Annotated in this window: 14 protein-coding genes and 1 riboswitch; of the genes, 11 read left to right on the forward strand and 3 right to left on the reverse strand. The window is 40.1% G+C overall.

Annotated features, from left to right (window positions below):
• Nucleotides 1–135: 135 nt before the first annotated feature.
• The 8 genes from HPT25_RS11540 (at nt 136) to HPT25_RS11575 (ending at nt 8,193) form a co-directional block, all read left to right on the forward strand.
• Nucleotides 136–1,050 carry a ketopantoate reductase family protein gene (locus HPT25_RS11540; RefSeq protein ID WP_173063954.1) on the forward strand — a complete coding sequence of 305 codons (915 nt, stop codon included), beginning with the start codon at nt 136–138 and terminating at the stop codon, nt 1,048–1,050.
• A 124-nt stretch (nt 1,051–1,174) separates the two neighbouring features.
• Nucleotides 1,175–1,281, forward strand: a riboswitch (SAM riboswitch).
• Nucleotides 1,282–1,418: 137 nt separating this feature from the next.
• The gene (locus tag HPT25_RS11545; protein ID WP_173063958.1) at nt 1,419–2,534 is read left to right on the forward strand and encodes a sugar ABC transporter substrate-binding protein; all 1,116 of its coding nucleotides are present in this window, start codon (nt 1,419–1,421) and stop codon (nt 2,532–2,534) included.
• A gap of 71 nt (nt 2,535–2,605) precedes the next feature.
• Nucleotides 2,606–4,108 carry a sugar ABC transporter ATP-binding protein gene (locus tag HPT25_RS11550; protein WP_173063961.1) on the forward strand — a complete coding sequence of 501 codons (1,503 nt, stop codon included), beginning with the start codon at nt 2,606–2,608 and terminating at the stop codon, nt 4,106–4,108.
• Nucleotide 4,109: 1 nt separating this feature from the next.
• The gene (locus tag HPT25_RS11555) at nt 4,110–5,117 is read left to right on the forward strand and encodes an ABC transporter permease (RefSeq protein WP_173063964.1); all 1,008 of its coding nucleotides are present in this window, start codon (nt 4,110–4,112) and stop codon (nt 5,115–5,117) included.
• A 98-nt stretch (nt 5,118–5,215) separates the two neighbouring features.
• Entirely contained in the window at nt 5,216–5,446 is a 231-nt protein-coding gene (locus HPT25_RS11560; protein ID WP_173063967.1) for a hypothetical protein, read from the forward strand.
• 126 nt (nt 5,447–5,572) lie between these two features.
• Nucleotides 5,573–6,094 carry a PadR family transcriptional regulator gene (locus HPT25_RS11565; RefSeq protein ID WP_173063970.1) on the forward strand — a complete coding sequence of 174 codons (522 nt, stop codon included), beginning with the start codon at nt 5,573–5,575 and terminating at the stop codon, nt 6,092–6,094.
• A gap of 4 nt (nt 6,095–6,098) precedes the next feature.
• Entirely contained in the window at nt 6,099–7,826 is a 1,728-nt protein-coding gene (locus HPT25_RS11570; RefSeq protein WP_173063973.1) for an MFS transporter, read from the forward strand.
• A 28-nt stretch (nt 7,827–7,854) separates the two neighbouring features.
• On the forward strand, nt 7,855–8,193 hold the full coding sequence (locus HPT25_RS11575; RefSeq protein WP_312857282.1) for a YrdB family protein: 339 nt from the start codon (nt 7,855–7,857) through the stop codon (nt 8,191–8,193).
• Nucleotides 8,194–8,232: 39 nt separating this feature from the next.
• Here the strand turns inward: HPT25_RS11575 and HPT25_RS11580 are convergent, their stop codons facing one another.
• Entirely contained in the window at nt 8,233–8,436 is a 204-nt protein-coding gene (locus HPT25_RS11580; protein ID WP_173063979.1) for a YbdD/YjiX family protein, read from the reverse strand.
• Nucleotides 8,429–10,504, reverse strand: a complete 2,076-nt coding sequence (locus HPT25_RS11585; RefSeq protein WP_173063982.1) for a carbon starvation CstA family protein — start codon at nt 10,502–10,504, stop codon at nt 8,429–8,431. Before HPT25_RS11585 ends, HPT25_RS11580 begins: the two co-directional genes overlap by 8 nt.
• A gap of 197 nt (nt 10,505–10,701) precedes the next feature.
• Between HPT25_RS11585 and HPT25_RS11590 the strand changes: the two genes are divergently transcribed.
• From HPT25_RS11590 to HPT25_RS11600, 3 genes are all read left to right on the forward strand, one after another.
• Complete coding sequence (locus tag HPT25_RS11590) at nt 10,702–11,463, forward strand: threonine/serine exporter family protein (protein ID WP_173063985.1); 762 nt, start codon at nt 10,702–10,704, stop codon at nt 11,461–11,463.
• 17 nt (nt 11,464–11,480) lie between these two features.
• Nucleotides 11,481–11,927 carry a threonine/serine exporter family protein gene (locus HPT25_RS11595; RefSeq protein WP_173063988.1) on the forward strand — a complete coding sequence of 149 codons (447 nt, stop codon included), beginning with the start codon at nt 11,481–11,483 and terminating at the stop codon, nt 11,925–11,927.
• 184 nt (nt 11,928–12,111) lie between these two features.
• Nucleotides 12,112–12,840, forward strand: coding sequence for a C39 family peptidase (locus tag HPT25_RS11600; protein ID WP_173071068.1), 729 nt, complete (start codon nt 12,112–12,114; stop codon nt 12,838–12,840).
• A 173-nt stretch (nt 12,841–13,013) separates the two neighbouring features.
• Here HPT25_RS11600 and HPT25_RS11605 read toward each other — a convergent pair whose 3' ends face one another.
• Nucleotides 13,014–14,153: an IS110 family RNA-guided transposase gene (locus HPT25_RS11605; RefSeq protein ID WP_173063991.1), complete on the reverse strand. Its 1,140-nt coding sequence runs from the start codon at nt 14,151–14,153 to the stop codon at nt 13,014–13,016.
• Nucleotides 14,154–14,201: the final 48 nt, after the last annotated feature.

Here is a 14,201-nt window from a genome sequence, read left to right on the forward strand (position 1 = left end):
TGCTTATTGGGATTCACAAAATTAATCTATGATCATTGGGGGAAGATACAAAATTTTCAAAACAGCTTTCTTTTATGATTGAAGAACTTCCCTTATACTAGATTTAATCATACTCAATACATAGGGGGAATCACGATGCGGATTTTAATAGTTGGTGCGGGAGCTGTCGGCGGTTATTTTGGAGGCCGCTTAATGGAAAAAGAGGCCGATGTTACTTTTTTGGTAAGAGAGGGACGGAAAAAGCAACTAGAAGAAACAGGTCTTGTTATTGAGAGTGTAAATGGCAATGCTACCTTTGTACCGAAAACCATCCGAACCGGTGAAGAGGCAGGAACATTTGATTTGATTATCCTTTCGACAAAAGCCTATCATTTAGGGAGTGCGATCGATAGTATCCGGCCGTATGTAAGTGATGAAACAACGATTTTACCATTATTAAATGGAATTAGGCATTATGAAAAGTTGGCAGAAGAATTCGGAGCAGAAAAGGTGATTGGAGGTCTTTGTTTTATTGAAACAACACTTGATCAGGCAGGGCGAGTGATTCAAACCAGTGCTTCTCATGATATCGTGTTTGGTGAGCGAGGTGGTGAGAGGACAGACAGAATTTTAAAAATTGAAGATGCCTTTAGTCGAACCAATGTCGGTTTCCGATTGAGCAATCATGTTGAACAGGATATATGGAATAAATACATGTTTATTTCCACAATGTCAGGAATTACAACATTATTTAGATCCCCAATTGGGCCTATTCGCGAGGAGTCGAACGGAAGAAATCTCATGGCCGCACTTTTAACAGAGATTATCTCCGTGATGAAAAGTGAAGGTGCCCCGCTTTCAGCAGAGGCTGACACCCGGTTTATGAAGCAAATAGATGGACTTGACTTTTCGATGAAAACTTCCATGCAGCGTGACATGGAAAAATTACTCCCTGTCGAAGCAGACCACCTGCATGGTTATTTATTGGACATCGCTCGAAAAAATGGAATTTCAGTTCCCGTATTGGAAGCAGTTTATGCGAATTTGAAAGTATATGAGCAAAATCTCTAATAAGAGAGTAGTATCATGATCGCCTGCTATTTTTCTGGAAATATTCAAAAATACTATTGACAACTTAAAAATAGAGGTTTAAATTAAATCTAACAATTTTTTTGAAATTTTATAAATTTACATTCTCTTATCAAGAGTGGCAGAGGGACTGGCCCGATGATGCCCAGCAACCGTTCCGAATGGAATTGGTGCTAATTCCTGCAAAACAAAGTTTGTTTTGAGAGATGAGAGAGGAGTCGTCATTTCATTTGTGATGTAACCTCTCTTTCATTAGGAGAGGTTTTTTATTTTACCTAAAAGCACACTTCTCCTATTGGTAAAAAAGGAATTGATAAGAGTTTCGTAAAAAAAGGGGGATCTAGAGAAAAATGAAGAGAAATTTATTCAAAAGCACACTTGTATCTGCAGTAGCCGTATCACTTTTACTGACGGGTTGTGCGTCCAGCGGGGGAACAAACCACGCAAGCGGCAATCCGAAAGTATCATTGAAAGGAGTCCCAGGCCGATTTACTAAGGAACAGCCGGTCAAAATAAAGGTCATCCGCAAAATCGGAGGGGACGATAACACAGCCCAATATTTGGCTGGCGCGAAGGCTGAAGGGGAGGCACTGGGCTTCCAAGTAGACGTCTTTACAGCAAATGGTGACACAGCTAAATTCCATGATGCAATTAATCAGGCATTAGATCAAAACTATGATGGCTATATTATCTCGCACGGTGATGATGATGCTACAGTTACAGATGTTAAAAACATTGTTGCAAAAGGAAAAAAGGTGGTAACATTCGATTCCAATCCTAAACTTGCAGATATTAATGGTGTAACCCTTACATCCCAAGATGATGAGAAGTTAGCCCAGTCAACTCTCGATCAATTAGTGAAGGACACAAAAGGGAAAGCCAATATCGCATACCTTTGGGTAGACGGTTTTCCGCCAATGGTTAGACGCAATAAAGTGTACCAGGATGTTCTCGCCAAAAACCCAGGCATCAAAGAAGTGGCCCGTTTTGGTGTAGCGACTGCTGACACGAGTGTCCAAACGCAAAATGCAGTTGCTGCCATTCTAAATAAATATCCAAAAGGCAAGCTTGATGCGATTTTTGCCACATGGGATGCCTTTGCCATTGGAGCTGCCCGCGCGTTGAAGGAAGCAGGCCGCGAAGAAGTAAAACTTTACGGCATTGACGTATCGAATGCCGACCTTCAAGAGATCCAAAGAAAAGGAAGTGCTTGGAAGTATACAGCTGCCGTTGATCCAAAATTAATTGGTGCGGTTGATATGCGCTTACTGGCAAAAAAATTGGCAGGGGAACAAACGCCTAAAACTTATAATTTAGAAGCATCCGTGATTTCACAGAAGGATATTCAAAACTCAAAACAGCCTGTAAATATGGTGAATTTATCAACGATCATTCCAGGCTGGGGCCAATCTGATGTTTTTGAAACAGACTGGATGAAGACATTAAAGAAATATTATCGAAAATAATGGACTTGCAGCAGAACACTCTCTTTTTTACCAGATAAAGAGAGTGTTCTCATGACAGGGGGTGCAGCCGAATGTGTGCAACATTAGATATGAAAAATATTTCGATTGAATTTCCTGGTGTAAAGGCATTAGATCAGGTCAATTTTTCGATGAAAACAGGAACGGTTCATGCTTTGATAGGTGCAAATGGCGCCGGTAAGTCAACTTTAATGAAAATTCTTTCAGGAGCCTATGACCACTATAACGGTGAAATTTGGTTTGATGAAGAGATACAAAATATTCGCACCCCGAAAAATGCGCAGGATGCCGGCATACAAATTGTTTATCAGGAAGTCGACACAGCGATTATTCCTTATTTAACTGTTGCTGAAAATATTATGCTGCTGGATGCCGTTCATCATATGGGGAAGAAACAGTGGATCAACTGGAAAAGGATACATGAAAAAGCTGCAGCCATTCTTAAGGACATGAAGATCGATTTGCCGGTCAAAAAGCTTGCAAGTGAGTTGACGCTGGCAGAAAAACAAATGATTCTTATCGCTCGTGCGATTTCGAATCAGTGCAAGTTTCTTATTTTAGATGAACCGACTGCCCCATTAAGTCATACGGAGACAGGCGAACTTTTCCGTATTGTCAGGAATTTAAAACAGAATAATGTTGGAATCATATTCATTTTCCACCGTCTGCCGGAGATTTTCGAAATCTGTGATGTGATTACGGTGATGCGTAATGGAGAAGTTGCTGCTAAGGCGGCTGTTTCTGAGACGTCGCCAAGCAAAGTGGTGGAACAAATGCTCGGGCAAAAATTAGAGGAGCAGTTTCCAGAAAAGAATGCAGTGATTGGGGATACTGTTTTAGAGGTAAAGGGATTAACTGATTCAAATAAAATCAGGGATTTACATATACATGTGCGCGCAGGGGAAATTGTCGGAATTGCGGGGTTAGTCGGGGCCGGAAAAACGGAACTATGTAAAGCGCTGTTCGGAGCAGCCGTTCGGGTTAGTGGAGAAGTTGTGCTATATGGCCGTAGGCTTAAATTGAAAAATCCCTTTATGGCAGTGCAGAACGGCATCGCATTGGTGCCCGAAGAGCGTCGCAAAGAAGGAATCCTTGTTCATGAATCGGTTCAAGCTAATTTAACAGCAGCCAATTTAAAGAGTTTTTCCAAAGTTTTTAGCTTTGTGGACCGAAAAAAAGAAAAGGCAGCCGCCAAACAATTAATTAAATCGTTAGGAATTAAAACCCCATCTGAAGACGCCATCGTGCAAAATTTATCCGGGGGCAATCAGCAGAAGGTTTCGATTGGAAAGTGGCTCATAGCCGAGGCTGATGTGTATATTTTTGATGAACCAACAAAAGGTGTAGATGTTGGCGCGAAGAAAGATATTTTCGAATTAATTGTGGAATTAGCGCGAAGAGGCAAAGCAATTATTTACGCTTCCTCGGAGCTTTCAGAAATAATAGGTATTACAGACCGCGTCTATGTTTTATATGATGGCAGGAATGTTAAGGAACTTGAGACAAGTGGAACAAACGAAGAAGAACTTTTATTTTATTCGACAGGGGGCAGGTAAAATGGAGGCAAAAGTGAAAGCAAACAATGGGGCCCTTCCCCCAGTAAAAAAAAGCTTTAATCTTTTTTCCTTTCTTTATAAGTATGGAACTATTTTGACGATCGTTGCCCTTATTGTCATTTTTTCATTGGTGAATCCGGATTTTATTCAAGGAAGTAATATTGTTAATATTTTACGGTCAATATCGATTGTTACCATTATTGCCATTGGAATTACTATCTCATTGTCTGTGGATGGATTCGATTTGTCAGTCGGTTCAGTCGCATCACTTTCAAACGCGATTGTCATTTCGATGTTTGTATGGTTCTCGCAAAATACTTTGGTTGCGGTTATTTCTGCGATCGCAGCATCATTAGTTGTAGGGGCTTTCAACTCCTTCATGATAGTAAAGCTAAGAATTCCTGACATGCTGACGACGCTGGCCACGATGTTTATCATTCAGGGGACGGCACTTACCTATACAAAAGGTGCGACCTTGTCACAAAATATGGTGATGCCAGATGGCTCTATGGCAGCAGGAATGATATCTCCTTTTTTTGCTAAGATCGGAGAGGTGCCATGGATTATTGTCATTATGGCTGTGGCGGTTGTTTTGGTCCACATCTTTTTAAACTATACCAAGCATGGCCGCTACATGTATGTCATTGGCGGCAATAAAGAAGCAGCAAGACTTTCAGGAATCCCGGTCAATACATATAAGGTTGCCGCCTATCTGCTTTCTGCTTTGTTTGCTTCGATCGGGGGGATTGTTCTGGCTTCCAGGGTAATGACATCAGAAATCAATTCCGGTGCACCGTATCTTATGGATTCAGTTGCGGCTGCCTTTATTGGTTTTTCTGTCCTCGGCTCAGGTAAGCCGAATGCGTTCGGCACCTTCATTGGCGCGGTTCTGATTGGGATTTTGCAAAATGGCCTTGTTATGTTGTCTGTACCTTATTATTCAATGGATATTGTTAAAGGCGGTGTTCTCGCCTTCGCGCTTGCCATAACGTATTATAAACAAAAATAACTTTAAATCAGACCTGTTTTAAGAGAATGGGTCTGTTTTATTTTAGATGATATTAATTTCCCGAGCTCTTGGGAAACTATGGGGGAGGAGGTTTTTGAATGGAACATTACGAAGCATTTTTACGAAGCAAAAACTGGGTGGATCATGACCTGGATGCTAGGTACATAAATGTGAACCATCCATACGCCATTTTAATTTCCGGTCAAGAGGGCCAAATTACATTGAGAGGAAATACTGGTTTTGATAACGGCCAAAGTGGCGAAGAAATTTATAGCTTTACCTCTCTAAAATCATTACAGGAATGGTTTGAAAACAATATTGGCGAGTAGAAATCATTGAACATGAAAGAAGAAGTTTCTTTCATGTTTTTTTATTGGATAAATAATCCATAATTATATTGACGTTGTTTATATTATCAATGATAATATAAACGTAAGTAATATAGGGGTGAAAAAATGAATATACAAGATGTGATTCTTGGCTTTATCTATGATGAGCCAATGAGCGGCTATGATATCAAGCAAATGATGGAGAATTCGGTTTCGTACTTTTTTGATGCCTCCTTTGGAGCGATCTATCCAGCGTTAAGAAAGATGGAAAAGGAGGGGCTTGTGGATAAACAAGTGGTACAGCAAGAAGGAAAGCCAAACAAAAACATGTTTGCAATCACCGACAAAGGAAAAGAGCAATTTCAACATTACCTGAGGAGTCCCATTAATCCGACAGTGATGAGATCCGATATCTTAATTCGCATTTTCTTTGGGCGATTTACAACAAAGGAAAAAATCAATCAATGGCTTTTAGCAGAACGGGAAAAAAATCAAGCCCTGTATGATAGCTTGAAATTACTTGAGGAGAAATATCCAAATATGGAACGATACAAGCGTTTCACATTAGAGTACGGAATTCGCCAGGCAGAGATGGTCATCGGTCTGATTGATGAGACATTATCAAAAGTAATGGAACAGGAGGAATAACTTCATGAAAGAAATGGGTGGAATGAAGGTTGTTTTGTTAATGTGTCTGGGTACATTTGTTTGTATGCTGGATTCAACCATTATGAACATTACACTGCCAGCCATTCAGGACGATTTGCATACAACACTTGAAACAAGTTCCTGGATGTTAAATGTTTACACTATGACCATCGCTGTGCTAGCGATCCCAATGGCCAGATTTGCTGAAATGTTTGGGAGGAATAAATTTTACCTTGCAGGATTGTTAGTTTTTGGGATGGGTTCCGCATTATGCGGTCTGGCATCTTCCGGAAACTTCCTAATCGCAGCCCGGTTTTTGCAAAGCTTTGGTGCTGCCATTCTCATCCCTTGCAGCATGATAATTGGGATTGCTGCAATGCCCCTGGAGAAAAGATTGGTTCCTCAAACATTGTTGGGAGCGACACAAGGATTATCGACTGCCTTAGGACCGACTGTCGGTGGTATTTTAACAGAGAAGCTTAGCTGGCATTGGGTTTTCTTTGTTAATGTACCGATTTGTTTACTTGCAATGGCTGGAGTTGCTTTTATTTTATCTTTGAAAAAAGAAACCCGTGTGAGAGCCAAAATTGATTGGCTTGGCTTGCTGTTTTCAACATTGGCCATTTTTTCACTGAACTTGGTGTTGATTAAAGGAAATACATGGGGCTGGAACAGTACTCCATCTATCATCTGTTATCTTGTTACGATCATTGCCGTCACTCTATTTATTGTGATGGAAAGAAGAGTAGAAGCACCAATGGTTAATTTGAAACTTTTTAAGGATCGCATTTTTACTGGTTCGATTTTAATAGTAACAACAGGCTTTATTTTTCTTGTAGGTGTAACTGTATTACTTCCCCAGTTTTTGACGAACTTTCAGCACAAGACCGAACTCCAAGCTGCCTTACTCATCACACCTGTTTCCGCTGCTATCTTTGTTTTTGCAAATATCGCCGGTTTAATTGTCCGTAAAATTGGTTTTGTGATTCCTGTCATCTTCGGCTTTTGCACCATGGGGGCTGCCTATTATTTATTGCAGCATTTAACTATTCAATCCACTACATCAGAGGTTGTGATTCTTTGCAGTTTGCTTGGTTTAGGATTCAGCTTTGTGATCTCTTCTGCAACATTGGGGAGCTCTTCTTCATTTGAAGGGGAAATGCTGACTGCCTCGCAAAGTGTTTTCTCCATGCTTAGACAGGTAGGGGTTGTTTTAGCTGTTGCTATATTTGTGGCCGGCTTAACGAACACCATTCACGGTAAAAAACAAGAGGCGATTGATTACGCCGCTAAAAAGGCAGCAGTATTGGATGTCCCGCAGGCTGCAAAAGATAAAATATTAAATGAAACCAAAAAAGCCATTAACTCTCAAAAGACGAGAAAAATAGATTCTTCTTTAGTTACGGCTGATGAGCGGCAGCAATTAATTGATGGAAATGTCCAAAAGGCCTTAGATGCTATGCCTGAACAACAAAGAAATGCTGCCAAAGATATGATCTATATAAAAGTGGAGCAGCAAGTGGACCATGATATTGCTGAAAGAGGGAAACTGATAAAAACATACAGTAATCAGGTAGAAGATTTTGCTCAAGAGAGGATTTCCTCCAGCTTTGCCGAAATCTATAAAGCAAGTATTCCGTTCGTATTATTGTGTGCGTTGACAGGGTTTATTTTTAAAAAGAGGAGACAAAAAGCTAAGATTCCTGTTGTTAAAGTGCCAACAGTTGAATAAATGTTAATAAAGCGGAAGGAGGTGTATGGTGGAGCTAATTAAATGGATAAATATAGGGCTAAGGTTCCTTATAGAAATAGCAGCTCTAATTTGTTTGGGTTATTGGGGCTTTCATGCAGCAAACCGTACGATAATAAAAATCGTTTTGGGAATAGGGGCACCTTTAATAACTGCCATCATTTGGGGAACTTTTGGCTCCCCGAAAGCAGCTTACCCATTGCAGGGTTTTTCTATGTTGGTCCTCGAAGTAGCTGTATTCGGCAGTGCTGCTGTAGCTTTGTATGCTTCGGGAAAGCAAAGACTAGCCATTTTATATGCCATTGTGACCTTCATTAATTTAGTTTTAATGAAAATATGGCGCCAATAAAAACAGCCTGCACACAAATCGTGCAGGCTGTTTCTTTTACTAACAACACCTGGAGACTTTCCCGCCTTTTGCATTATAGCGTTCTTCCTGTGCTTCACAGAAGAATTGTTTTCGTGATTTCACAGGCTGATCAGGGTGATGGGTTTTCATATGCTCGACATACGTTTCATAGCTGGGGACGCCGACGAGCAGACTGATAAATTGCTTGCGGTACGCGTTGAATTTTCTCAAGTGTTTAAGCATAATGTTTTAAATCTCCTTCACTGCGCGGCACATATGGTGACTCATGCAGTGGCAATTTGCGGTTGGCGATAATTTTAAACCATATGTTAAGAGCCGAGATTAAGACAACAATAACCACCAACATGAAAATTCCGGTAAGGGTAGCGTCCACATAGTCATTAATCAATACTTGTTTCATTTGCGCGGCAGTTGTGGCAGGAGCCAGAATTTTACCGTTGTCATACGCTTGTTTAAAAATATTCGCATGTGCGAGAAAACCAACTTTTGGATTGGCAGAAAAAAGCTTTTGCCATCCTGCTGTTAATGTCACGATTAACAGCCAGGTTGTCGGCAATAAGGTAACCCACACGTACGCTTTCTTGCCCATCTTAAAGAGAATGGTAGTACCTAATAATAAAGCGATTCCAGCAAGCATTTGATTAGCAATACCGAATAACGGCCATAGGGTATTTATTCCTCCAAGCGGATCAATCACCCCTTGATAGAGGAAGTAACCCCAGGATAGGACACATAAAGCAGTGGCAATGATGTTAGGAATTATTGCTTCTGTTTTCTTAAATGGCTTATAGGCAGCACCAATTAAATCTTGAATCATGAAACGCCCAACGCGTGTCCCGGCATCAATCGTAGTTAAAATAAACAAGGCTTCAAAAAGAATCGCAAAATGATACCAAAATGCCATTAGAGTGTTGCCTCCGATTACCTTTGAAAAAATGGTGGCCATCCCAATCGCAAGTGTCGGTGCGCCGCCGGTTCTGGATAAGATCGTTTGCTCTCCTACATGATTGGCGATGGTTTTTAAATCATTCGGAGTGACGGTAAATCCCCAGCTTGAGATAACATGTGAGGCCTGACCAACATCAGTCCCAATTAATGCTGCCGGACTGTTAATGGCAAAATAGACACCCGGATGCAACACACATGCTGCAATCATAGCCATTACAGCAACAAAAGATTCAGTTAGCATGGCACCATAGCCGATTGGCCGGGCATGTGATTCTAACTCGATCATTTTTGGGGTGGTCCCGGATGAAACAAGGGCATGAAATCCTGACACAGATCCGCAGGCAATCGTAATAAATAAGAAAGGGAAAAGATTTCCAGAAAATACAGGGCCAGTCCCGTTAATAAATTTGGTTACTCCTGCCATTTGAAGATTTGGTGCCACAGTAATGATCCCTAAGGCAAGTGCCAAGATGGTGCCGACTTTTAAGAAGGTGCTTAAATAGTCCCGTGGAGCCAGCAAGAGCCAGACCGGCAATACGGAAGCAATAAAGCCATAAATAATCATCATAATGGCAATCGTCTCACTTTTAAAAGTAAACATGGCGGATAAGGTAGGGTTTTGTGATACTGTCTGTCCGAAAAATAGGGATAATATCAACAGGACAATACCGATCAGGGATGCCTCACCAACACGGCCAGGACGGATAAACCGCATATAAATTCCCATGAAGATTGCGATGGGGATCGTTGCTGCAATTGTGAACATTCCCCAAGGGCTGCCCACCAGTGCTTTAACTACGACAAGTGCCAATACGGCTAATAAAATAATCATAATACCTAAAATGCCAATCATTGAAATGATGCCTGTTACTTTGCCCATTTCATCTTTAATCATTTCCCCAAGGGATTTTCCATCACGGCGAATTGAACCAAAAAGAATAATAAAGTCTTGTACAGCACCGGCTAACACTACACCGATGACAATCCAAAGTGTGCCCGGCAAATAGCCCATTTGTGCAGCTAAAATGGGTCCGACTAATGGTCCTGCACCAGCAATAGCGGCAAAATGGTGGCCAAAGAGGACCCATTTGTTAGTGGGAACAAAGTCTTTTCCATCATTATGTAATTCTGCAGGTGTTTTCCGATGATCATCCAGCTGAAATACTTTCTGGGCAATAAACTTGCTGTAAAAGCGGTAAGCGATTGCATAAATGCATACAGAAGCCGTTAACAGCCAAATCGCATTAATACTTTCACCGCGATGTAATGCTATCACAGCAAAGCCAGCTGCACCAAGTGCGGCAATGACTCCCCAGATTAAAATGGATTTAAGCGCTCTCAAATTAATTCCCCCTTTTTATCAAGTATGGAAATATTATACTGTTTTGTTCGGAAAATTTGAATAAGTCATACTACTTATGTAACAAAACGTTTACACTCGACAAAATCTGACGGTGAAAGTTGAAAGTCCATTGATTCAAGTATTTGTTTTGATTTAAACTATAGTAACAAAATGAAGAAATTGTATGGTGGGGTTAAATGGAAAAAGAAATGGAACAAACATATGACGTGATGGAGGTATGTTTGCTGGCAGGCAAAATTATTTTGCAAAGCGGCGGAGAGACGTACCGGGTTGAAGATACAATGATGCGGATTGCGGCTGCTTATGGGATTGAAACATCTCATAGCTATGTAACACCTACTGGTATTATTTTTTCAGCAGAAGGAAGAGAACCGGCAAAGACCAAATTGATTCGAATATCAGAACGGTCCACGGACTTAAAAAAGGTTTCAATGGTCAATAGTGTTTCGAGGAAAATTAGCTGTGGCGAATTGACAATTGAAGAAGCAAAGACGTTTTTAAATGAGATCGACGCGATGGATGTAACCTTTCCATTAAAATATCAAGTTGCAGCAGCATCATTTGCGAGCGGATGTTTCATGATTATGGTTAATGGTCATTGGAACGACTTCATTCCTTCGATGATTTTTGGCGGAATTGGCTATCTAAGCTTTGTCTACTTTCATCGTTTTGTCCCAATTAAATTCTTTTCAGAATTTCTGGCATCGTTCATTATTGGGCTTTTATCGTTTATTTTTGTCAAATTCACTCATGGACATCAACTGGATAAAATTATTATCGGTTCTGTCATGCCGCTTGTGCCCGGATTATTGGTGACCAATGCAGTCAGGGATTTGATGGCAGGGCATTTGGTTTCCGGATTGTCCAAGGGGGCTGAGGCGTTTTTGACAGCCTTTGCCATTGGGGCAGGAATAGCAGTTGTTTTATCATTTTTGTAAGATGGGAGCATCATGTGGTGGACATTATTGGACAATTAGTGACCAGCTTTATTGGAACTGGTGCATTTGGAATTATTTTCAATGTTCCGAAAGAATCATTAGTAAAGTGCGGTTTAATTGGTATGGGCGGCTGGCTGATTTATTACTTGCTCGAAGACTACACAAACGATGCCGTTTTGGCAACGTTGGCTGCCACGATTTTTATAGCGGTCCTTAGTCAGGAACTGGCTAAATATTATAAAACTCCAGTGATTATATTTAGTGTGGCAGGTATTATTCCGCTGGTTCCTGGAGGTTTGGCGTATGATGCGATGCGCAATTTTGTAGAGAATAATTATAATACTGCATTGGGATTGGCTGCCAAGGTGTTGATGTTAGCCGGTTCCATTGCGTTTGGCCTTGTGTTTTCAGAAGTGATCAACCAAATAGTGATTAAACTTCGGGGATATAAAAAAAGGGTTTAGCTGATTGGATGTAAATGTTAAGAATTACTTAAGAAAATAAGTATATGATAAGGAAAAACGAATTGCTCTTTCACATTCTAGCATTTTTTGCTATGGTAATATTGTGAATGGGTTTCGAAATACCTAGTACCTTAAGCATGGATTTTGACAAAGAATGGATTGTTTAGTTATGAAAAATTTTTTCATGATACTGTTTGTTCTATTAATCTCAATTGTTGGCGGAGAAACCATATTCGCGGATAAGTTTAATGCTTCAAAACCTGCCGCTAACTCATTTTCAACCTTAAAACCACGTGTATCAGCACTTCAGGTAAAGGAGCCGATTCTTCCGGAAAGCAAGTTGCTTGATGTTCCGTTAATCAATCAAATGGATCCTCCCATGCTTTATAATGGCTGTGAAGTAACGAGTTTGGCGATGATTCTGAATTACAGCGGTATTAAGGTAACGAAGAATGAATTAGCAAGTCATATCCGGACAGTCCCTTTAACATATGATAATGGTCAAAAGGGAAATCCTAATGAAGGGTTTGTAGGAGATATGATAAATGGTCCGGGCTATGCCGTATACAATGGTCCTGTTTTTGAGCTTGCTAAAAAATATGCCGGAAATCGGGCAGTCAATCTGACGGGCAGCCCGTTAACTGATTTATTAAAAAAAGTAAGTCAAGGGAAGGCAGTCTGGGTGATTACAACAGTGGATTTTGCACCTGTTTCGGAATTTGAAGCATGGGATACTCCACAAGGAAACATACAAATTAGTTTTAATGAGCACAGTGTTGTAATAACTGGATATGATGCTCATTCAATCTATATTAATGATCCATATGGGGATAAAAATGAAAAGTTGGATCGTGGCAATTTTGAAAAGGCTTGGAACCAAATGGGTAGACAAGCTATCGTTATAAATAATTAAGAAAAGGCTGAGGATATTCCAGTCTTTTTCTGTGAAAATAATTATTATTAGCTTCCCCTGTATACTATAGATCAGATAGGGGAATTCTTAAAAACAACCGAAAAAAACCAATAAGAAAGTAGAGGTACCTGTGTCAGGGTAACTTTGTATATTTCTATTTGGATTTGGTTATACTAACTAATTTGCATTTCTTTAAAGGACTCCTTGTTTATAAGCATGGAGTAAATGATTCGAAGCATTCGATGCGACAGGGCAACGAGTGCTTTTTTCTTTCCTTTTCTCGTAGCTATTGACCAGTATTTTGTCGCTAACCAACGATTCCGACATCTTGAAACAGCCCATGCAGCTTCACACAATGCTGATTTAATATGAGGATTTCCTTTAACAGTTTTGGTACTAAACCGTTTACCTGCACTTTCCTTGTTTCCGAGTGAAACACCGGCCCATGATGCTAGGTTTTGGGAGGTTGGAAATTGCCTCATATCCACACCTATCTCAGCAATGATAATAGCTGCTGTATCTTTCTTAACACCTGGAATGGTCATAAGCAATTGAAGTTCTTCTTGATAGTTTTGTAATAATAAATCTACTCGTTCTTCAATTTCTGTAATCTGTTTCTCCAGGTATTCAATGTGCTGCCATGATTGACGGATTAAAAATCGTTGATGTTCATTCAATGTTCCAAAAAGAGAATCGGAAATCATCTGTTTCTTCGCTTTCAATTTACCGTGAATTCTTGTTTCAACATCTACTTCATCCACATATCCTTGCTCTACGAGCCGTTCCAGAAGCTTTCTACCGGATACCCCAAAGACATCTGAAATTACCGTACTTAATTTTACATTGGAACATTCTAATACCTTTTGAATTCGATTCTTTTCAGAAGTTAAGTGACCAATCCATTTCTTTCTGAGTCGGGTTAAGTCCCGAAGCTCCCGTATATCCACCGGTGGAACAAAACTTTTTTCAATAAGACCATATCTTAATAATTTTGCAATCCATTCTGCATCAGATACATCTGTTTTTCTTCCAGGAACATTTTTAATTCGCTGGGCATTTGCAAGTGTAATATCAAAGAAGTCCTCTAAAATATTAAAAACAGGTTTCCAATACACTCCAGTGCTTTCCATTGCAATATGAGTAACCTCATGACTTTCAAGCCACTGCAATAATCGATATAAATCTTTGGTGAAAGTTGGAAAGGTCTCAGTTTGTTTAAATAACTCATCATCATGCCTTCCAGTCATAATACAAGCAACAATGGTTTCAGAATGAACATCCAAACCAGCACATCGTTCAATAAATACCTCCATAAATTCTCCTTCTAAATTAGAATCACAAACAGTGAATGAGTTTGAAAA

Origin of the sequence: Neobacillus endophyticus (genome assembly GCF_013248975.1) — a bacterium.
Taxonomy (GTDB): Bacteria; Bacillota; Bacilli; order Bacillales; family Cytobacillaceae; genus Neobacillus; species Neobacillus endophyticus.